Annotated in this window: 14 protein-coding genes, 7 tRNA genes and 1 rRNA gene; 17 read left to right on the forward strand and 5 right to left on the reverse strand. The window is 44.3% G+C overall.

The window, feature by feature from the left end; translation table 11 throughout:
* The first annotated feature begins 11 nt into the window (after nucleotides 1–11).
* From nagA to CVP04_RS00335, 7 genes are all read left to right on the forward strand, one after another.
* Nucleotides 12–1,151: an N-acetylglucosamine-6-phosphate deacetylase gene (gene nagA, locus CVP04_RS00305; protein ID WP_100295540.1), complete on the forward strand. Its 1,140-nt coding sequence runs from the start codon at nucleotides 12–14 to the stop codon at nucleotides 1,149–1,151.
* Nucleotides 1,152–1,271: 120 nt separating this feature from the next.
* On the forward strand, nucleotides 1,272–2,495 hold the full coding sequence (locus CVP04_RS00310; RefSeq protein WP_100295541.1) for an ROK family transcriptional regulator: 1,224 nt from the start codon (nucleotides 1,272–1,274) through the stop codon (nucleotides 2,493–2,495).
* Nucleotides 2,496–2,653: 158 nt separating this feature from the next.
* A tRNA-Met gene (locus CVP04_RS00315) sits at nucleotides 2,654–2,730 on the forward strand.
* A gap of 5 nt (nucleotides 2,731–2,735) precedes the next feature.
* Nucleotides 2,736–2,820: transfer RNA gene (locus CVP04_RS00320), tRNA-Leu, on the forward strand.
* A 29-nt stretch (nucleotides 2,821–2,849) separates the two neighbouring features.
* Nucleotides 2,850–2,924 (forward strand) — tRNA-Gln (locus CVP04_RS00325).
* Between the two features lie 47 nt (nucleotides 2,925–2,971).
* Nucleotides 2,972–3,046, forward strand: a tRNA-Gln gene (locus CVP04_RS00330).
* Nucleotides 3,047–3,339: 293 nt separating this feature from the next.
* Nucleotides 3,340–4,605: an NRAMP family divalent metal transporter gene (locus tag CVP04_RS00335; protein WP_100295542.1), complete on the forward strand. Its 1,266-nt coding sequence runs from the start codon at nucleotides 3,340–3,342 to the stop codon at nucleotides 4,603–4,605.
* A gap of 69 nt (nucleotides 4,606–4,674) precedes the next feature.
* Here CVP04_RS00335 and prlC read toward each other — a convergent pair whose 3' ends face one another.
* On the reverse strand, nucleotides 4,675–6,714 hold the full coding sequence (gene prlC, locus CVP04_RS00340; protein WP_100295543.1) for an oligopeptidase A: 2,040 nt from the start codon (nucleotides 6,712–6,714) through the stop codon (nucleotides 4,675–4,677).
* A gap of 122 nt (nucleotides 6,715–6,836) precedes the next feature.
* Here prlC and CVP04_RS00345 point away from each other — a divergent pair, with 122 nt between their 5' ends.
* Nucleotides 6,837–7,199, forward strand: a complete 363-nt coding sequence (locus CVP04_RS00345; RefSeq protein ID WP_100295544.1) for a YbaN family protein — start codon at nucleotides 6,837–6,839, stop codon at nucleotides 7,197–7,199.
* A gap of 140 nt (nucleotides 7,200–7,339) precedes the next feature.
* Nucleotides 7,340–8,923, forward strand: coding sequence for a peptide ABC transporter substrate-binding protein (locus tag CVP04_RS00350; protein ID WP_100295545.1), 1,584 nt, complete (start codon nucleotides 7,340–7,342; stop codon nucleotides 8,921–8,923).
* A gap of 20 nt (nucleotides 8,924–8,943) precedes the next feature.
* Here CVP04_RS00350 and mrcB read toward each other — a convergent pair whose 3' ends face one another.
* Genes mrcB through erpA form a run of 3 tightly spaced genes read right to left on the reverse strand, consistent with a single transcriptional unit; the run spans nucleotide 8,944 to nucleotide 12,062 of the window.
* Nucleotides 8,944–11,325, reverse strand: a complete 2,382-nt coding sequence (mrcB, locus tag CVP04_RS00355) for a penicillin-binding protein 1B (protein WP_100295546.1) — start codon at nucleotides 11,323–11,325, stop codon at nucleotides 8,944–8,946.
* A 15-nt stretch (nucleotides 11,326–11,340) separates the two neighbouring features.
* Nucleotides 11,341–11,703 (reverse strand): YacL family protein, encoded by a 363-nt coding sequence (locus CVP04_RS00360; protein ID WP_100295547.1) that lies wholly within the window; start codon nucleotides 11,701–11,703, stop codon nucleotides 11,341–11,343.
* Nucleotides 11,704–11,720: 17 nt separating this feature from the next.
* Entirely contained in the window at nucleotides 11,721–12,062 is a 342-nt protein-coding gene (gene erpA, locus CVP04_RS00365; RefSeq protein WP_100295548.1) for an iron-sulfur cluster insertion protein ErpA, read from the reverse strand.
* Nucleotides 12,063–12,205: 143 nt separating this feature from the next.
* Here erpA and map point away from each other — a divergent pair, with 143 nt between their 5' ends.
* Nucleotides 12,206–13,009: a type I methionyl aminopeptidase gene (map, locus tag CVP04_RS00370; protein ID WP_100295549.1), complete on the forward strand. Its 804-nt coding sequence runs from the start codon at nucleotides 12,206–12,208 to the stop codon at nucleotides 13,007–13,009.
* A gap of 78 nt (nucleotides 13,010–13,087) precedes the next feature.
* Entirely contained in the window at nucleotides 13,088–15,673 is a 2,586-nt protein-coding gene (gene glnD, locus CVP04_RS00375; protein WP_100295550.1) for a bifunctional uridylyltransferase/uridylyl-removing protein GlnD, read from the forward strand.
* 90 nt (nucleotides 15,674–15,763) lie between these two features.
* Here the strand turns inward: glnD and hemL are convergent, their stop codons facing one another.
* Nucleotides 15,764–17,047, reverse strand: coding sequence for a glutamate-1-semialdehyde 2,1-aminomutase (gene hemL / locus CVP04_RS00380; protein ID WP_100295551.1), 1,284 nt, complete (start codon nucleotides 17,045–17,047; stop codon nucleotides 15,764–15,766).
* A 142-nt stretch (nucleotides 17,048–17,189) separates the two neighbouring features.
* Between hemL and wecA the strand changes: the two genes are divergently transcribed.
* The 6 genes from wecA to CVP04_RS00410 all read left to right on the forward strand — a co-directional run bounded on the left by wecA (nucleotide 17,190) and on the right by CVP04_RS00410 (nucleotide 21,249).
* Nucleotides 17,190–18,260, forward strand: coding sequence for a UDP-N-acetylglucosamine--undecaprenyl-phosphate N-acetylglucosaminephosphotransferase (gene wecA / locus CVP04_RS00385; RefSeq protein ID WP_100295552.1), 1,071 nt, complete (start codon nucleotides 17,190–17,192; stop codon nucleotides 18,258–18,260).
* A 16-nt stretch (nucleotides 18,261–18,276) separates the two neighbouring features.
* Complete coding sequence (locus CVP04_RS00390; RefSeq protein ID WP_100295553.1) at nucleotides 18,277–19,068, forward strand: chain-length determining protein; 792 nt, start codon at nucleotides 18,277–18,279, stop codon at nucleotides 19,066–19,068.
* Nucleotides 19,069–19,244: 176 nt separating this feature from the next.
* A tRNA-Arg gene (locus tag CVP04_RS00395) sits at nucleotides 19,245–19,321 on the forward strand.
* Between the two features lie 33 nt (nucleotides 19,322–19,354).
* Nucleotides 19,355–19,430 (forward strand) — tRNA-His (locus CVP04_RS00400).
* 24 nt (nucleotides 19,431–19,454) lie between these two features.
* Nucleotides 19,455–19,531, forward strand: a tRNA-Pro gene (locus CVP04_RS00405).
* Nucleotides 19,532–19,709: 178 nt separating this feature from the next.
* Nucleotides 19,710–21,249 (forward strand): 16S ribosomal RNA (locus tag CVP04_RS00410).
* The last annotated feature ends 65 nt before the right edge of the window (nucleotides 21,250–21,314 follow it).

Here is a 21,314-nt window from a genome sequence, read left to right on the forward strand (position 1 = left end):
TCGGAGGAAAGATGAAATATGCGTTTAGTAATGCGGTAGTTTATACCGCGAAAGAGGTGTTATACGGACACGCCGTTGTGATTAACGGCGATAAAATTTCGGCGATCTTGCCGGAAGATGAGTTGCCGGCGGATTTAACCAAAATTGATTTGCAAGGGCATAATTTAACGGCGGGATTTATTGATTTGCAGCTCAACGGTTGCGGCGGAGTGATGTTTAATGAGGACACCACAGTCAAAACCCTTGAAATTATGCAAGAAACCAATTTGAAATCCGGTACTACAAGTTATTTGCCGACGTTTATCACTTCGCCTGACGAAGGGATGAAAAGTGCGGTCAAAGTTATGCGCGATTATTTGGCGAAATACCGAAATCAGGCGCTCGGTTTGCATTTGGAAGGGCCTTATCTAAGCGTAGAGAAAAAAGGTGTACACCGCGAAGAATTTATTCGCGAAATTTCGCCGGAAATGAAAACCTTTCTGTGCGATAACGCCGATGTCATTACCAAATTGACCTTAGCGGCGGAAAATCCGACGGCACGTTATATTCCCGATTTTGTAAACAGCGGCATTATTGTGTCTTTAGGACATTCCAATGCGAGCTATGAGGTTGCCAAACAAGCGATTGACAGCGGAATCGGCTTTGCGACGCATTTGCATAATGCAATGTCACCGGTAAGTTCCGGACGCGCAATGGGCGTGGTCGGCGCCGTATTGGACAGTGATATTTACGCCGGCATTATTGTGGACGGCTTACACGTTGATTTCGCCAATGTAAAAATCGCCAAAAAAATAAAAGGCGAGAAACTGTGTATGGTGACGGATGCCACGGCAGCGGCGGGGGCGAATATTGAATCCTTTGTGTTTGTCGGCAAAACCGTTTACGTACGTGACGGAAAATGTTATGACGCAAATGGCACCTTGGGCGGCGCGGCGGTAACAATGATCGAATCCATCGAAAATGCGGTGAAATATGTGGGCATTACGTTGGACGAAGCCTTGCGGATGTGTAATTATTATCCGGCGAAAGCAATCGGCGTCGAGGATAAATTAGGTTCCGTAGAAGTCGGAAAAATCGCGAATTTAACCGTATTCACCAATAGTTTCCGCGTGGTCGGAACAGCGGTTAACGGCGAATGGAAACCGAATTAAAGATAAACTAAAACGATTTTTTGAAAAGCAACCTTCGGGTTGCTTTTTTGTGCTATGAATTCGGCAAAATTCATTTTACAATAATCACTAGTTATCAGTTTTTGTTGTGGGGAATTTATAATGCGAGAGAATCATCAAATAGCGAATGTTGATTTTGTGAAACAAATGAATAGTGCGGTCGTTTATAAGCTTATTGATCAACAAGGTCCTATTTCCCGCATTCAAATTTCCGAACTCAGCCAATTAGCACCTGCCAGCGTCACTAAGATTACGCGCAATTTACTTGCCAGAGGATTAATCAAAGAAGTGGAGCAGCAGGAGTCCACTGGCGGACGTCGTGCCACGTCTATTGTGGCGGAGCGTAAGGCGTTTCGTGCCGTGTTAATTCGTTTGGGGCGCAAGCACGTCACTTTCGCCATAATGGATTTATCGGCAAAATTATTGCAAAAAGAAGTGTTGGATCTGCCGAATTATCAACGCGCCGATGAAATCGAACGATTTTTGTTCGAACATTTGGCGGTGTTTATTCAAACCAATCAAAAGCGTAAATCGGAGTTTATTGCGATCGGCATTACCGTGCCGGGTTTTGTGGAAAGCAAAACGAATCGTATCCAATATTTACCGCACTTGACCTTGGAGGAACCTTGGGATTTGGCGAATAAAATTGCCGAACGCTTTAATTTAGCCACATTTATCGGGCACGATGTCAGAAGTTTGGCATTGGCGGAACATTATTTCGGCGTCACCAAAGATTGTTACGATTCATTGCTGTTACGCATTCACCGCGGTGTCGGCGCGGGGATTGTGATTAATCACGAAGTTTTTTTAGGTTATAAAAACAATGTGGGCGAATTGGGACATATTCAGGTGGATCCGCTCGGCAAACGCTGTTTGTGCGGTAATGTCGGCTGTTTGGAAACCGTGGTTAGTAATTCCGCTATTGAAGATAAAATGCAAAAATTGTTGGAAGACGGTTATACCAGTAAATGGCTGTCTTTAGAAAGCCACGATATCGAGGCGATTTGTAAAGCCAGTAATAAGCAAGATGCCGTGGCGACGGAGCTTATCGAACACGTCGGCGTGCAAATCGGGCGAGTGTTGGCGATGAGCGTAAATATGTTTAATCCGGAAAAAATCGTGATTTCCGGCGAAATTACCCAAGCAAAAAACGTGTTGTTTGCTGCAATTCGTCGAACCTTAGAAAATCACGCTTTGCCGACTTTCGTCAAAACGACGCCGTTGGTGGCATCGGAGCTGCAAAACGAAGATGTAATCGGTGCATTCGCCTTGATTAAACGCGGTTTGTTAGACGGCAGTTTATTACAGCGATTATTGACGGAATAAAGTGCGGTGAATTTTTCGCACGGATTTGAAACAATTTGTATAATCTCTATGCGAACGAGTGACAAATTAAATATTTCTATAAAAAAAGAGTTGACGAAAAGGGGCAATATCCGCATAATACGCTCCGCAAAGCCGATGAGGTGAATGCAAATATTTATGGCTATGTAGCTCAGTTGGTTAGAGCACAACACTCATAATGTTGGGGTCACAGGTTCGAATCCCGTCATAGCCACCATATTTGCGGGACTGGCGAAATTGGTAGACGCACCGGATTTAGGTTCCGGCGCCGTGAGGTGTGTGGGTTCAAGTCCCTCGTCCCGCACCATTCATTAGCTTGCAGTCTTTTATAGTAGGTGGGGTATCGCCAAGCGGTAAGGCACCGGGTTTTGATCTCGGCATCCCTAGGTTCGAATCCTAGTACCCCAGCCATACTATCAAATAAATCTTCTTACTATCCAATCTAAGAAATTCTCAGTTGGGGTATCGCCAAGCGGTAAGGCACCGGGTTTTGATCTCGGCATCCCTAGGTTCGAATCCTAGTACCCCAGCCATATTTTTAATCTCAAACTTATTCTTTCATCAATTCTAATTTAATTTGTTATAAAAAATATTCTTTTTATTAACTGCTGCGAACATATTGTTATGCAGTAAGTTAGTCTTTTTATTTTTATTAAATTGAAGTTATTTTCTTTTTATTTCTTTATTTTTAGATTTTTATTCTGTTTTTTATTTGAATTTTAGGCTAAATAAAGGTTAATTATTTATTTTATTCTGTTTGAAATATTGAAAATATCCGTAGATAGATTACAATCTTTTTCCCTTTCTATTAAAAAACAGAAAAATTATGATTGAAAAACAACAAATCGAAAAATCCACTTGGGCGACGAAATTAAGCGCGTTAGGTCCGGGTATCTTAATGGCGTCGGCGGCGGTCGGCGGTTCGCATATTATTGCTTCGACACAAGCCGGCGCGATTTACGGCTGGCAACTGGCGATAATCATTATTCTTGCCAACTTGTTTAAATATCCTTTCTTCCGTTTCGGTGTGCAATATACGTTGGACAGTGGTAATACTTTGCTTGAAGGCTATCGCCAAAAAGGTCAGGTATATCTTTGGATCTTTTTCCTATTGAACGTTTTTGCCACCGTGATTAATACGGCGGCGGTCGGTTTGCTTTGTTCCGCCATTTTAACTTTTGTATTGCCGGTTCCCGTTCCGGTTTCTACATTAAGTTTAATCGTAATTGCCGTCAGTACAGGGATTTTATTATTCGGTCAATATCGACTTTTAGACGGTTTATCCAAACTTATTATGATCGCTTTAACCGTGACAACTGTTGCAGCTGTGGCGATTGCATTAACACGTAACGGCTTTCAAGGTGTTGCACCGGCGGATTATATTGCGCCAAGCCCTTGGAATTTAGCCGCATTAGCCTTTATTGTGGCTTTAATGGGCTGGATGCCGGCGCCGATTGAAATTTCTGCTATTAATTCAATGTGGGTGGTGGCGAAACGTCGTTTTTCTAAAGTTTCGTATCAAGACGGTATTTGGGATTTTAATGTCGGTTATATTGGCACGGCGATTTTGGCGATTGTTTTCTTGGCATTGGGCGCATTGGTGCAATACGGTTCCGGTGAAACCGTGCAAATGGTCGGCGGCAAATATATCGCGCAATTAATTAATATGTATGCTTCCACAATCGGCGAATGGGCGCGCGTATTAATCGCCTTTATCGCATTTATGTGTATGTTCGGCACAACAATTACTGTAATTGACGGTTATTCACGTACAAATGTGGAAAGCCTTCGTTTAATTTTAAAGAAACAAGAAAGCAGCCCGAAAATTTTAAATTTGGCTATTTTATTCGCCGCACTTTCAGGGTTAGCGATTATTTTCTATTTCAACAATGCCGTCGGACCAATGTTAAAATTCGCGATGATCGCTTCTTTCGTTTCTACACCGGTTTTTGCGTGGTTGAATTTATCTTTGGTGCTTAAAGGCGAACATCGAGTCAAAGGCGGATTGCTTTGGTTATCCGTTATCGGCTTGATTTATTTAACTTCATTCACCTTGTTGTTTATCGTTCATCAGGCGGGTTGGCTGAATTAATTAAAATTGATAAGAAAAATACCGCACTTTGGGTTTCAAAGTGCGGTATTTTTTTACGTCGTTTTTTGCTTAGTTGGCGATGCCTTTATGTCTTAACAAGGCATCTAATTGCGGCACTCTGCCTCTGAAACGTTTGAATAACGCCATCGGTTCTTCCGAGCCGCCTTGCGAGAGAATTTCTCGCAAGAAGGATTGTCCGGTTTGCGGATTAAAAATGCCTTCTTCTTCAAAACGCGAATAAGCATCCGCCGACAACACTTCCGCCCACAAATAACTGTAATAACCCGCCGCATAGCCGCCGGCAAAAATATGGCTGAAACTGTGCGGCGTTCTCGCCCAATCCACGCCTTTAATAACGGAAACCTGATCTTTCACCGCTTTAAGCGTTTCCAAAATCTGACCGGCTTTGTTACGTTCATAGGTGTGATGTAAACGGAAATCGAACAAACCGAATTCAAGCTGGCGCAACACGAACATCGCCGCTTGGAAATTTTTCGCTTTCAATAATTGCGTAAGTTTTTCTTTCGGCAATGGCTCACCGCTTTGATAATGACCGGAAATAAACGCCAAAGCTTCTTCTTCCCAACACCAGTTTTCTAAGAATTGGCTTGGTAACTCCACCGCATCCCAAGGTACGCCGTTAATTCCGGCGACATCCGGTACGTCGATTTCGGTCAACATATGATGAATACCGTGACCGAATTCGTGGAACAACGTGGTGACTTCATCGTGCGTAAATAATGCCGGTTGATCGCCTATCGGCGCATTGAAATTACAAGTTAAATAAGCGACCGGTTTTTGCAATGAACCGTCGGCATTGCGTTTTCTGCCGATGCAATCGTCCATCCACGCGCCGCCGCGTTTATTTTCACGCGCGTAAAGATCCAAATAAAAACTACCGCGAACCTCACCTTGTTGATCGATCAAATCGAAGAAACGCACGTCTTTATGCCAAGTATCCACATCAAAACGTTCTTGAGCGCGAATGTTGAAAATTCGTTTAACCAACTCGAATAAGCCGGAAATAACGCGATCTTCCGGAAAATACGGGCGAAGTTCTTCATCATTAATGGCATATAAATGTTGTTTTTGTTTTTCGCTGTAAAAACTAATATCCCACGGCTCAAGTGCGGTGAGATTAAAGTGCGTTTTACAAAATTCATATAATTCCGCCAGTTCGCGTTCGCCTTGGGCTTTCGAACGCGTCGCCAAATCCTCTAAAAAGTCCAAAACTTGCTGCGGTGTTTCCGCCATTTTTGTCGCGAGAGAAAGCTCGGTGTAAGTGTTGAAATCCAGCAATTCGGCAAGTTCGACGCGTAAGGCGAGAATTTCTTCCATCACTGCAGAATTGTCCCATTTCCCTGCATTCGGGCCTTGCTCCGATGCACGCGTTGCAAAAGCACGATACATTTCTTCGCGCAATGCGCGATTTTCGCAATAAGTCATTACCGGCAAATAGCTCGGAAATTCCAAGGTGAAACGATAACCGGACAATCCTTTGCTTTCGGCGGATTGTTTTGCCGCTTGCAGCGCGCTTTCCGGCAAACCTTTCAACAAATTTTCATCTTCAATGACTTTATCCCAACCCATTGTCGCATCCAACACATTATTGCTGAACTGAGAATTGAGTTCCGATAATCTTGCTGCAATTTCGCCGTAGCGCTTTTGTTTTTCTTTCGGCAACGAAATACCCGACAATTTGAAATCGCGCAAGGTGTTTTCAACGGCTTTTTTTTGCGCTTTGTCGTAGCCGGCGAATTCTGCGCTATTTTTCAGTTGTAAATAAGCGTTGTATAGTCCTTCGTGCTGACCGATCCAAGTGCTGTATTCCGATAATAACGGCAAGCAGGCTTGATAGGCTTCGCGTAATTCGGGGCTGTTTTTCACCGAATTTAAATGCCCGACGGGCGACCAAGCGCGATTTAAGCGTTCGCTGCTTTCATTTAAGGGTTCGATAAAGTTTTCCCAAGTTAAGTGCGGTTGTTTTAGCACGGATTCTACCGTGTCGCGACAGTCTTGAATTAATTGCTCGATTGCCGGTTGGATATGTTCAGGTTTGATTGCCGAAAAAGGCGGAAGATCGTGTTTTTCTAATAATGGATTCGTCATAAAAAAGCCTTATTTATCATTACAATTCGTCCTTTATATAAGGCGAAAAAAACGATAATTCAAGTTGCAAAAAGGAAAAAAATCAGCATAATTGAGAATTATTTCTATTTATCGAGGGCGAGATGAAAGCGGTTTACATTATATTAGGTTGCTTGTTTTTAGGGTTAGGCGTATTGGGTATTTTGCTGCCGATGCTGCCGGCGACACCTTTTTTATTACTGACATTATTTTTCTTTGCCAAGGGGGCGGATCGGTTACACCAATGGTTTTTACAAACGAAGTTGTATCATAACCATTTGAAATCCTTCAAAGAACAGCGCGCGCTCAGTCAAAAATCCAAATGTTGGATTTTAGGTTTTGCCACGTTAATGTTGTCTATCGGCTTTTATTTCACGCCGAGTTTGGTGGGAAAATGCGTGATTGTGTCCGTGTTATTGATTAAATATTTCGTCTTTTTCTTTGGCATCAAAACCTTGAAAGAATAGGGGCTGCGGCTAAAATTTTTTAGCAAGAAAGGAATTTTCGCCGACGACTTAAAAAATAGACGAAGATCGATAAGCCCTCATTGGTATTCATTCGACATTTTTGTATAATGCCGAAAATACCTCGTGATAGTTTTGATCTAATGTTTAATTCTTCTTTTACCTTCCCGTTTTTACGCAAAAGTGCGGTTATTTTTGGCGCGATTTTTATGTTGAACGCTTGCGATCAAAAGCAAAATGAGCCGATTTTGCCGCCGAATTCACCACCTGAAATAGCACAAACCGAGCCGCAGGAGACACAGGCCAAGCGTGATTTGTTGATACGCGGCGTATATGACGATGTGGTGATTAATCCATTAATGTTGCAACGAGAATCGCAGACAGCGTTTTTACGCGATATTTTAGAAGGCTTGGTGATTTACAATCCGCAAGGTGAAATTATTCCCGCCGTCGCGGAAAGTTGGCAAACCGAAGATAATAAAAATTGGGTGTTTATTTTGCGCGAGGAGGCGAAATGGTCGAACGGACAAGCGGTGACGGCGCAGGATTTTGTGAAAAGCTGGCGGCAACTGGCGCTTTCGAATAGTCCGCTGAAATCTTATTTATTATTTTTGAATTTAGCGAATGCGCGCGAAGTAATGACCTATCAACAGCCGGTGGAAAAATTGGGCGTGGAAGCTTTAAACGAGCGAATGTTGCATATTCGTTTGGATAAAGCAGTGCCGTATTTGCCGGCGATGTTGGCGCATCCCGCATTATTACCGCAATATTTTGCCGAACACGAAGGTTTTGTAACAAACGGCGCATATCGGATCCTCGGGCAAAAAGACGATTTGATTCATTTGGCAAAAAATGAATTTTATCGCGATAATTCAGCGATATTTTTTAATCGTGTGGATTACCAAAAAATTCTGCCGGATCAAGCGCTCGGCGAGATCGATCTGATTGAAAATCCGTCGCAACCCACCTTGCAAACGCTACATTTGCCGAAATTGTGCAGCTATTATTACGAATTTAATTTTAAGGATCCACAATTAGCTAAAAGTGCGGTGAGAAAAGCGTTAGTTTCGATGATTTCTACGCGTAGTTTGGTGCAAAGTGAGAAACCGTCGATGTTGGCGAGCAACCAATTATTACCGCAATCTATGCAACCGGAAGCGGAAGGCGGCTGGGAGCCTTCCGTGGTGGAGCAGTTGTTACAACAAAGCGGTATCAGCGAAACCGCACCGCTGCAGCTACGTTTAACCTTTGATCAAGAAAGTTTTCATTCCGCAATGGCGCAACGTTTAATTCAAATGTGGTCGCAGTCGGATATGATCAGAATTATCGCCGAACCGGTTTCCAGACAAGTTTTATTGGAAAAACGGGCGGCGGGCGATTTTCAGATTATTCGCTCCGGTTGGTGCGCGGATTATAATGATCCCTCCGCGTTTTTGATGAATTTTTATTCTGCCGGACCAGATAATAAAAGCGGTTATCATAATCGCGAGTTAGATCAATTATTGGAAAAAACCTTAGACACAATTTCTGCGCAAAATCGCACCGCACTTTATGCGCAAGCGGCGCGAATTTTGCAAAAAGATAATGTGGTGTTGCCGATTTTTCAATATACGACGCCGTTTTATCTAGCGCCTTCTTTAAGCGGCGTGGAGCCGAATAATAGCGGCGGCGTGATTTACAGCAAGGATTTGCGTCGTAACGAAACGGCAAAAACATCTCACCGATAACAGGGCGGAAAACCGACGGATTATTCCGCCGGTCTTGCTTCTTCCACCGGTGCGGCGGTTGGCGCCGCCGGTTTTAATATATCCCACACGCTTTCTTTACGCGTTTCGGTTGGTTGTGCCGCAGGTTTCGGTGTTTGAACTACCGGTGTGCAAAAAGCTTGATCTTTATTCGCCCAAACCGGAATGGTGCGAGAACTTGAACAATCCCAACTGCCGTAAGCGTTAATGCCGATCCATTTTATGGCGGATGGTTTTCGATATTTCAGTACGCTCGGTGTCGTGCGATGTAGATAATTTTGATAAACCTGCAACGCACCGCTGGCACCGGTCAATTTCGTTTCGCCGTTGTCATCGCGACCCAGCCAAACGGTGACGACGTGTTGCCCGTCAATTCCCACATACCAAGTATCGCGCGCGTCGTTGGTAGTGCCGGTTTTCCCCGCCAAACGTAAATGAGCGAAATCGTTTTGTAAACTGCGCGCCGTGCCGCGTTCCACCACTTGTTGCATCGCAAATAAGGTTTGGAATGCTGCTTCTTCCGGCACAACTTGTTCCGCTTCTTGCGGGCGTTGATAAATCATTTGACCTTGTTGGTTCGTAATGCTGTTAATCGTGGAGAGCGGGATACTGCGCCCTTCGTTGGCAATGGTTTGATATAATTTGGTCACTTCATAAGGTGAAATCGAATAAGCGCCCAACAACATTGACGGCACTTTCGGGATGGTGACTTTGTCCCAGCCCATCGCTTTTTGCGCTTCGATAACTTTACTTAAACCGACTTTCATTCCGATATTCACCGTCGGAATATTCAACGAACGCGCCAAGGCGTCCATTAACATCACCGAGCCGCTGTATTTACGATCGTAATTTCGCGGTTGCCACGGCGGGCTGCCTTTCACATTAATCGTAATCGGCTGATTTTGAATCGGCGTATTTAGGCGGAACTGTTCCGGATAGGAAAGTGCGGTCAAATAAACGGACGGTTTGACTAAAGAACCGATTTGACGGCGCGCGCTTAAGGCGCGGTTAAAACCGGCGTAATCCGTTTGCAAACCGCCGACCACGGCTTTTATCTCACCGTTTTCATAGTCGGCGATAACCATTGCGGATTCCAAATGCGGATTTTTGTGTTTTAGTTGCAATTCGGTGACCGCGTTAATTACCGCGCGCTCGGCGTAGTCTTGCTGTTTGGTGTCTAAGGTGGAGAAAATACGCGCGCCGGATAGCATATTGGCGCCGTTTTCGCCTAATTCTCGGCGTAATTCCGCTTGTAAGGTTTGCAAAAACGCCGGATATTTGCGGCTGATCCGCCCGCGATCTTGCACGCCGAGCGGACGTTTGCTTAACATTTCGTACAATTCGTCGCCGATGACTTTGTGTTCCAATAATAAACGTAATACCACATTGCGTCGTTCAAGGGCGTTATTTGGATTGCGCCACGGGTTATACAACGACGGGCCTTTTACCATTCCTACTAATAACGCGATCTGATCCAAATTAATTTCGCGAATGGAACGTCCGAAATAAAAATGGCTGGCAAGTTCGAATCCGTGGATTTGCGTATCGCCGTTTTGTCCCAAATAAATTTCGTTTAAATAGGTTTCCAAAATGCGATTTTTATCATAGCGCCAGTCTAAAATCAGTGCCATTAAGGCTTCGTTGATTTTTCGCGTGAATGATCGTTCGTTGGTGAGAAAGAGATTTTTAACTAATTGCTGGGTTAAGGTGCTGCCGCCTTGTACGCGATGACCGGCTTGAATATTGGCGATCAGCGCGCGCAAAATGCCGATCGGGCTAATGCCGTCGTGTTCGTAAAAACGGCGATCTTCGGTTAATAACAAGGCGTCGATTAATAAACGCGGATAATTTTGCAAAGAAATCGCAAGGCGTTCTTCTTTTTCCGATTGCAACATTGCGATTAATTTCGGCGCAAGGCGGAATTCTTCAATGGCTTTAACGTTAATTAAATCTTCGATGACGCTTAATTTATTTTCGTTAAAACGTAAACGAAATACCCGTTGCGCTTCCGCTTGATCCGGAAAAGGGAAGGCGCCGCGCAAAAGCACAATCGTATCATCTTCAATTTTAAAATCGCCCGGCGCGGCAATCATCGTGGTTTGGCGATAACCGTTTTCCAATAAAATTTGTTTAATTTGCTCCGCACTTTTGCCGTCGCTGAGGCGAATACTGTCGATTCGGCTGTAAACTTCGGCAGGGAGTTGCCAAATTTGCCCGTCCATTTTAGAACGAATTTGTCCGTCGAGATAAATACCGTAAAACGCAACATAGCATAAAACGGTAAATGCCAATTTGGCGATAAAGCGGGTAAAAGACGATTTTTTCGCCGTTGGTTGCGGCGGAAATTGTTCGTCAACTTGATTTTCTTGAGGTTCCGTTGTCATATTCGACCTTTTCGGCTAAGACTTAAATGCTAAATAAGACTGCAAAAAACGCTCGAAGTCTTCCAATCCGCAAAATGCAATACTTTCTTCATCATAATAGTGAAAGTCGTCTTCAAGCTCGGTTTCGTCATCGACGGCTAAATGATTGGCTTTGATCATCACTTCATCGGCGTTAATAAATAAGCTGTACTCACGCCCGATTTCGCAGATTTCCTCGGTAAAATGCGGCTTGCGCGCCGTTTGCAAATGAGAAAGTGCGGTCAAAATTAATTGCGGATTGTCGGACGCCTCGCTATTAAACCAATTCGCGACGGCTTCGTGTCCCATTGAACATTTTGCCGTGACGGCGCCCGCGTGTCCGGTGAAGCGAAAATCCATAATTCTATATTGAATGATTAAATGCTGAAGGACGAACCGCAACCGCAAGTGGTGCTGGCATTTGGGTTATTCACGATAAAACGCGAGCCTTCCAAACCTTCGGTGTAATCCACCGTGCCGCCGATCAAATATTGTAAACTCATCGGATCGATGACAAGCTGCACGCCGCCGTTTTCTACGGTTAAATCGCCTTCGTTGACTTTTTCGTCGAAGGTGAAACCGTATTGAAAGCCGCTGCAACCGCCGCCGGTGATATAAACGCGTAATTTAAGTTCGTTATTTTCTTCTTCGCTAATCAAGGCTTTGACTTTATTTGCCGCCGCATCCGTAAAAGTTAAAGGTACTGTCATTTCTGTCATAATTTTATTTATCCGTTATTTTGCCGTTCGAGTGAATTGGGCTATTATCCGATAACCGACCAATCCATTCAAGAATTATCAAGGATTTTTCACTTCAATAATGTTATAATCGAACGAAATTTTAGTTTTACGGAGAAAGAATAATGGCGATTCCATTAAGAAACGAAGCGGAGATAATTAAGTTGCGCGAAGCCTGTAAATTGGCTTCCGACGTGTTGGTGATGATCGAACCCTATGTAAAAGCCGGCGTGACGACGGGCGAATTGGATCAAATTTGTCACGACTATATGGTCAATGTGCAAAAAACGATTCCCGCCTGTTTGGGCTATCACGGTTTTCCGAAAGCGACTTGCATTTCCATTAACGAAGTGGTGTGCCACGGTATTCCGAGCGCGGATAAAGTATTGAAAGACGGCGATATTGTAAACATTGATATTACGGTGATCAAAGACGGCTATTTCGGCGATAATTCGAAAATGTACATTGTGGGGCAAACCAATATTCGCAGCCAAAAATTGGTGGAAGCCGCACAAGAAGCGCTTTATGTGGGATTACGCACGGTTAAACCGGGTATTCGATTGAACGAAATCGGTAAAGCGGTGCAAAAATATACCGAAAGCCAAGGTTTTAGCGTGGTGCGCGAATATTGCGGACACGGGATCGGCACGGAGTTTCATTGCGATCCGCAAGTGTTGCATTATTATGCCGATGACGGCGGAGTGATTTTAAAAGAAGGAATGGTGTTTACCATTGAACCGATGATCAACGCCGGTAAACGCGAAGTGCGCTTAATGGGCGACGGTTGGACGGTGAAAACCAAAGATCGCAGCCATTCCGCCCAATATGAGCACCAAATCGTGGTAACCTCGACGGGATGCGAGGTGATGACCATTCGTGAGGAAGAAGAAAAAGCCGGACGAATTGCTCGGATAATGAATAACTTATAATCGATTTTAAGGCGCTTTCGGCGCCTTAATTTGTTTTGAACAGACGTTGATATTGCAGATAAATAAGAAGGATTTTCAATGATTCAGTATATTCGAGTTGCTGAACCGACACCGGCGTCGATTAAATTACAAAAAAATCAACTGAAACAAGCGGAAGCAGAAGGATTTGCACAAACGTCCGTTTACGATTTATTGACGGTACGCACCCGATTTTGCGATGATTTGTTAATACATTTATGGCAGCATTTCGGCTTGGATCAAAATCCATTATTCAGCTTGATCGCCGTGGGCGGATACGGACGGGAAGAAATGTTCCCTTTATCGGATTTGGATTTTTTGATCTTAACCGATACGCCGCCGGATGCGGAAGCTGAGGATAAAATTCGACAATTCGTGCAATTTTTATGGGATTGCGGATTTGACGTCGGTCATTCCGTGCGCACCTTGGCGCAATGCGAAGAAGAAGGAATGCGCGACATCAGTATCGCCACCAATTTGTTAGAAAGTCGTTATTTATGCGGCGACATAAAATCCTTCGGAAAATTGACCGCACTTTTGCAAAGCGAACGGTTTTGGTCGCTCAATGACTTTTTTAACGCCAAAATTCAAGAAAAAGCCGAGCGTTATCAACGTTATAACAACACCGGATATAATTTGGAACCGGATATAAAATACAGTCCGGGCGGATTGCGCGATTTACATTTATTATATTGGCTTGCATTGCGTCACACCGGCGCGAAAAATTTAGACGCGATTTTGCAAACCGGATTTATTTATCCGGAAGAATACCGATTACTGCAAGAAAGCCAAGAATTCTTATTCAAAGTGCGGTTCGCTTTGCACTTGATTCTGCGCCGTTATGACAACCGTTTATTGTTCGATCGGCAACTGAAAGTCAGCGAATTATTGGGGTATCAAGGCGAAGGCAATCAAGCAGTCGAAAAAATGATGAAGGCATTTTTTCAAGCGTTACAATCCATTTCTTCGCTCGCTAATATTTTGACCAAACATTATCGCGAACATTTTTTAACTGTTACCGATGTGGATTCGATTGTTCGTTTGGATGAAAATTTCAGCTTAGTGAATAACGAAATTTATTTAACCCAAGGCGATTGTTTCTTGCACCAACCGGACAGCATTTTAGATTTATTTTTCCATTTAACCGCCCAACCGACGGCGGAAATTCATTCCGCTACCTTGCGTAAATTGCATTTAGTTCTGAAAAATTTCCAAGGTTATCTGTGCGATATTCCGAGCGCGCGCGAGAAATTTTTGCGCTTACTTTCTCAGCCGAACGCCGTGCGACGCGCTTTTGTGCCGATGCATCAATATGGCGTGTTGAGTATTTATTTGCCGCAATGGAAGGGGATTGAAGGCTTGATGCAATTCGATTTATTCCATAGCTATACGGTGGACGAACATACCTTGCGCGTAATGTTAAAACTGGAAAGTTTTTTACAACCTGAAAGTTTACCGGCACACCCGATTTGCGCGGCGATTTTTCCGCAGTTATCCGACCGCACTTTAGTGTATTTAGCGGCGCTGTTCCACGATATTGCGAAAGGTCGCGGCGGCGATCACGCAGAACTCGGCGCGCAGGATATTCGTCGTTTTGCCGAAATTCACGGCTTCGATTATTCTCAAGCGGAAACAATGGCGTGGCTGGTGGAAAAACATTTGTTGATGTCAGTCACGGCGCAGCGGCGCGATATTCACGATCCTAACGTGGTGATGACGTTTGCGGCGGAAGTGCGCGATCAAGTGCGGTTGGATTTTTTAACTTGTTTAACGGTGGCGGATATTTGCGCGACGAACGAAACCTTGTGGAACAGTTGGAAACGATCGTTGTTGGCAACTTTATATCAATATACGGAGTTACAATTCCGTCAGGGAATGAATCATTTATTGGATAACCACAAAAAAATCGCCGAACACCGCGAACAGGCGTTGAATTTGTTGCAACGGGAATATCCGTTGTTGGACAAAAAAGACATTTTGCGCTTGTGGAAACGTTGTCCGGACGACTATTTTCTGCGTAACACGCCGAAACAAATTGCGTGGCATACGCAATTATTATCGGAATCGGACGACGATGTGCTGGTGAAAATCAGTAACCGTTTTTCACTGGGCGGCACGGAAGTGTTTATTTATTGTAAAGACCAAGCGAATTTATTTAATAAAGTGGTGAGCGCCATCGGGGCAAAACAATTCAGTATTCACGACGCACAAATTATCACCAGTTCGGACGGTTATGTGTTCGACAGTTTTATTGTGACGGAATTAAACGGCGAATTGGCGAAATTCGAGCGTCGGCGTTCTCTTGAAGAAGGATTGACGCAGGCGTTGCGTTCGGACAAATTACCCGAATTGAATTTAAGCAAAAACCGTCAGCTACAACATTTCCAAGTGAAAACCGATGTGCGTTTTTTAAATACGGAAAAAACCGATCAAACGGAAATGGAATTGTTCGCGTTGGATAAAGCGGGCTTATTGGCGGAAGTCGGGCGAATTTTTTCCGGTTTGGAATTGAATTTGTTAAATGCGAAAATTACCACGATCGGCGAAAAAGCGGAGGACTTTTTTATTTTGACCAATAAAAACGGCACTGCACTAGATGAAGCGGAGCGGGCGAGTCTGAAACAAAATTTATTGGATTATCTGTAAAATTCGGCAAAAAAGTACCGCACTTTGATTTGCTGATAAATAAAGAGGGCGTGGAAATAATCCGCGCCCTCAAAAATTTCGGCGTCGCCGTTATTTTAAGGCGGCAAAGGCAATGTCTGCAGCGGCTAAAGTGCGGTCGATATCTTCGTCGTTATGGGCTAAAGACATAAAGCCCGCCTCGAATGCGGACGGCGCGAGATAAACGCCTTGTTCCAGCATTTTGTGGAAGAAAATTTTGAATTTTTCCACATCGCATTGCATTGCTTGTTGATAAGAGCTTACTTCCGCCTGATCGGTAAAGAATAAACCGAACATTCCGCCGACGTAGTTCACCACAAAAGGAACTTGGTGTTTTTGCGCTAAGGTTTTAAGTCCTTCGGCAAGTTTTTGTGTGAGGCAGGCAAGTTTTTGCTCGTTTCCGGCTTTTTTCAATTCGTTCAAACAAGCTAATCCCGCCGACATTGCAATCGGATTGCCGGATAACGTGCCCGCTTGATAGACCGGGCCGGTAGGGGCAATGTATTGCATAATTTCTTTTTTCCCACCGAACGCACCGACCGGCATTCCGCCGCCGATGACTTTTCCTAAGGTGGTTAAATCCGGTGTTACGCCATAATAATGTTGCGCACCGCCGAGTGCGACGCGGAAACCGGTCATTACTTCGTCAATAATGAAAACAGTGCTGTATTGATTACAAAGTTCGCGTAATCCTGCTAAGAAAGCGGGTTTCGGCGGAATGCAATTCATATTGCCGGCGACCGGTTCGATGATCAAACAAGCAATATCGTTCGGATATTGTTCGAAAGCCTCTTTGACCGATTGTAAGTTATTGTATTCGCAGGTCAGCGTATGTTTGGCGAAATCTTCCGGTACGCCCGGCGAACTCGGTTGACCCAAGGTTAATGCGCCGGAACCCGCTTTGACTAACAGGCTGTCGGAATGACCGTGATAACAACCCTCGAATTTAATGATTTTGTCTCGTTTGGTATAACCGCGCGCCAAGCGAATTGCCGACATTGTGGCTTCGGTACCGGAACTGACCATTCTGACCATTTCAATCGACGGAACCAATTCGCAGACTAATTCCGCCAAATCGATTTCTAAAGGCGTCGGAGCGCCGAAACTTAAGCCTTTTTGTGCGGTGTTTAACACGGCGTCTAAAATAGCCGGATGATTATGACCTAAAATCATCGGCCCCCACGAACCGACGTAATCGATATATTGTTTTCCGTCCGTATCGAAAATATAAGCGCCTTGCGCGCGTTCAATAAATACGGGCGTTCCGCCGACGCCTTTAAATGCTCGAACCGGTGAATTGACACCGCCCGGAATAATTTGTTGCGAGCGCGAAAAGAGGGTTTCGGAATTTGTCATTGCTTATCCTTTTATCTAGGTTATTTATCGAATTATGCGCGTATTGTACTGTAAAACTCGGTAAATTTATAAAAATATTTATGTAGCGATTTTTCTTTATGATATGCTGTGCACCACAGATTTTTATCCAATTTTAATAGCTATGCTACTCAGTTTATTCGTGACATTTTTAGGTGCGTTGGTAACGTTATTTGTAATGCGACCTATTGCGCAAAAAATCGGTTTGGTCGATAAACCGAATTATCGTAAACGCCACCAAGGTGCGATTCCGCTTATCGGCGGTATTTCTTTATTTATGGGCAATCTTTGTTTCTATTTGTTGGAATGGGATCAAATGCGCCTTCCCGGTCTTTATTTGTTCAGTATTTTCGTGTTGTTAATGATCGGCATCTTGGATGACCGTTTTGATATCAGCCCGTTTTTACGCGCCGGAATTCAGGCGTTTTTGGCGATTTTAATGATCGATATGGGCAATATTTATCTCGATCATTTAGGGCAAATTTTAGGTCCGTTTCAATTAACCTTAGGTTCAATCGGCTTGATGATCACGGTGTTCGCGACCATTGCGGTGATTAACGCCTTTAATATGATTGATGGCATCGACGGCTTGTTAGGCGGATTGTCAAGCGTGGCGTTTATCGCGATCGGTATTTTGCTGGTAATGGATAATCAAATGGATTTAGCCTATTGGAGTTTCGCGTTAATTATCGCTATTTTGCCGTATTTTATGATGAATTTAGGTATTCCGTTAGGACCGAAGTTTAAAGTATTTATGGGCGATGCCGGCAGTACTTTAATTGGCTTCACGATTATTTGGATCCTGCTTTTGAGTACGCAAGGCAAGGGACATCCGATGAATCCGATTACTGCATTGTGGATTATTGCGATTCCGGTGGTGGATATGATTGCGATTATTTATCGTCGCGTCAGAAAAGGAAAAAGCCCGTTTCGTCCGGATCGCTTACACGTTCATCATTTAATGATGCGGGCGGGATTAACCTCTCGACAAGCATTCTTATTGATTACCTTTATGGCGGCGTTATGCGCCGGTTTCGGTATTCTCGGTGAAGTGTTTTATATTAACGAATGGATAATGTTTATCGCATTTATTTTACTGTTTTTTGTCTATTCGTTTTCGATCGCCAGAGCGTGGCGCATCACCCGTTGGGTTCGCCGAATGAAACGTCGCGCAAAACGTTTAAAACAAGCTTAATTTTATTGAGGTATTTATGTCATATCAGCAACATCGTGGTAAACAATTTTTTATTGTGCTTATTTTGACCGCACTTTTTGCTTTAGGCGGTTATGGTGCAAGTTATTTTTCTAAACAGTTTTGGCGAGCGGAGGCGGAAATCGTTGCGCCAACGACTAACGAATTAGGCAATTATTATTCTTTATTTTCGATATATCAACTGATTAGCGGAGAAAAGGCAGCCGCATCTGAATCATCGAAACGGGTTTTTCACGAATTTCAACGCCAGTTAGCGGCGTATGATAATATCAGCGGATTTTGGCAGAATAGCGCACTTTATAAACAACAAGTGACGGGAAATACGCAAAATGATGGAATGTTATTAGATGAGTTAGTTCGTCGAGTGTCTTTTAGTCGAGAAACGCCAGAAAGTGCGGCGAAAATAAGCCTTGAATCGGATAACCCGAAACAAGCGGTCGAGTTATTGCTAGGGTTAATGGAATACACCAATTATGTGACAAGAAGTGTGGTATATAACGAATTGATTGCGCAGTGGAAAGATTTATTCAATCAAGTTAATAGTGCGACGCAATTAAAATCCGGACAACAGGCGGATGCGCAAGATTGGCAAGGTAAATTAAATATGATGAAATCAGTTAGTGCGTTGGATAATAATTTGATTGCCTATCGCTATATGAAAAAACCGATGCTGCCAATTTATGCTACTTATCCGGATCGTTATTTATGGGCGGTGATTGGCGGTGCTGGCGGATTGGTGTTCGGATTACTTCTTATTTTGTTATTTCCATCAAAACGAAAAGAAAGCTAAAAGGTAAATCAAGAAAATGTGCAATGCATTTCTTGTCGGAATTCTAAAAAATAATCGGCTTTATTCTAAATAATAAACAAATTGCACAAAAAACTGTCTTGTAAATAAAAAAATAAAAAAAATACTAGACAAGTGATTTGTAAACTCTTAATATACGCCCCGCAACGACGCAATGAGCACTCGTAGCTCAGCTGGATAGAGCGTTGGCCTCCGGAGCCAAAGGTCGCAGGTTCAAATCCTGTCGAGTGTGCCAGAGCAATGTTAGATCCAGGTCGTTAATTTTATGGTGGCTATAGCTCAGTTGGTAGAGCCCCGGATTGTGATTCCGGTTGTCGTGGGTTCAAGTCCCATTAGCCACCCCAAATTTCTATTATTAGAATAGATGTCGGCGAGTAGCGCAGCTTGGTAGCGCAACTGGTTTGGGACCAGTGGGTCGTAGGTTCAAATCCTATCTCGCCGACCACTTTATTTTGTTCTTTAACAATTTATCAGACAATCTGTGTGGGCACTTGTTGATAGACTTTGTTTGAAAAAAATTTTAATTTTGAAGTCTTAATAGGTGCTAACTTAGAAATTCATTATTCATTTACTTAAGTAAATCGAAGCGATTTTTTTGTCAGCAGTATTGAGCGATTGAACTTGAATTGAAGAGTTTGATCATGGCTCAGATTGAACGCTGGCGGCAGGCTTAACACATGCAAGTCGAACGGTAGCAGGAGAAAGCTTGCTTTCTTGCTGACGAGTGGCGGACGGGTGAGTAATGCTTGGGAATCTGGCTTATGGAGGGGGATAACTACGGGAAACTGTAGCTAATACCGCGTAATATCTTCGGATTAAAGACTGGGAACTTCGGTCCAGTTGCCATAAGATGAGCCCAAGTGGGATTAGGTAGTTGGTGGGGTAAAGGCCTACCAAGCCTGCGATCTCTAGCTGGTCTGAGAGGATGGCCAGCCACACTGGAACTGAGACACGGTCCAGACTCCTACGGGAGGCAGCAGTGGGGAATATTGCACAATGGGGGGAACCCTGATGCAGCCATGCCGCGTGAATGAAGAAGGCCTTCGGGTTGTAAAGTTCTTTCGGTGATGAGGAAGGGTGGTGTTTTAATAGAGCATCATATTGACGTTAGTCACAGAAGAAGCACCGGCTAACTCCGTGCCAGCAGCCGCGGTAATACGGAGGGTGCGAGCGTTAATCGGAATAACTGGGCGTAAAGGGCACGCAGGCGGTTGTTTAAGTGAGATGTGAAAGCCCCGAGCTTAACTTGGGAATTGCATTTCAGACTGGACGACTAGAGTACTTTAGGGAGGGGTAGAATTCCATGTGTAGCGGTGAAATGCGTAGAGATGTGGAGGAATACCGAAGGCGAAGGCAGCCCCTTGGGAATGTACTGACGCTCATGTGCGAAAGCGTGGGGAGCAAACAGGATTAGATACCCTGGTAGTCCACGCTGTAAACGCTGTCGATTTGGGGATTGGGCTTTGAGCTTGGTGCCCGTAGTTAACGTGATAAATCGACCGCCTGGGGAGTACGGCCGCAAGGTTAAAACTCAAATGAATTGACGGGGGCCCGCACAAGCGGTGGAGCATGTGGTTTAATTCGATGCAACGCGAAGAACCTTACCTACTCTTGACATCCATGGAATCTTGTAGAGATACGAGAGTGCCTTCGGGAACCATGAGACAGGTGCTGCATGGCTGTCGTCAGCTCGTGTTGTGAAATGTTGGGTTAAGTCCCGCAACGAGCGCAACCCTTATCCTTTGTTGCCAGCGATTCGGTCGGGAACTCAAAGGAGACTGCCGGTGATAAACCGGAGGAAGGTGGGGATGACGTCAAGTCATCATGGCCCTTACGAGTAGGGCTACACACGTGCTACAATGGTGCATACAGAGGGCGGCGAAGCAGTAATGCGGAGCGAATCTCAGAAAGTGCATCTAAGTCCGGATTGGCGTCTGCAACTCGACGCCATGAAGTCGGAATCGCTAGTAATCGCAAATCAGAATGTTGCGGTGAATACGTTCCCGGGCCTTGTACACACCGCCCGTCACACCATGGGAGTGGGTTGTACCAGAAGTAGATAGCTTAACCGCAAGGGGGGCGTTTACCACGGTATGATTCATGACTGGGGTGAAGTCGTAACAAGGTAACCGTAGGGGAACCTGCGGTTGGATCACCTCCTTACCAAGAAACGAAGATACGACAGCGAGTGTTCACACAGATTGGCTGATAGGTTGTAGACAAGAAAA

This window comes from Caviibacterium pharyngocola, from assembly GCF_002795405.1.
Lineage (GTDB): Bacteria > Pseudomonadota > Gammaproteobacteria > Enterobacterales > Pasteurellaceae > Caviibacterium > Caviibacterium pharyngocola.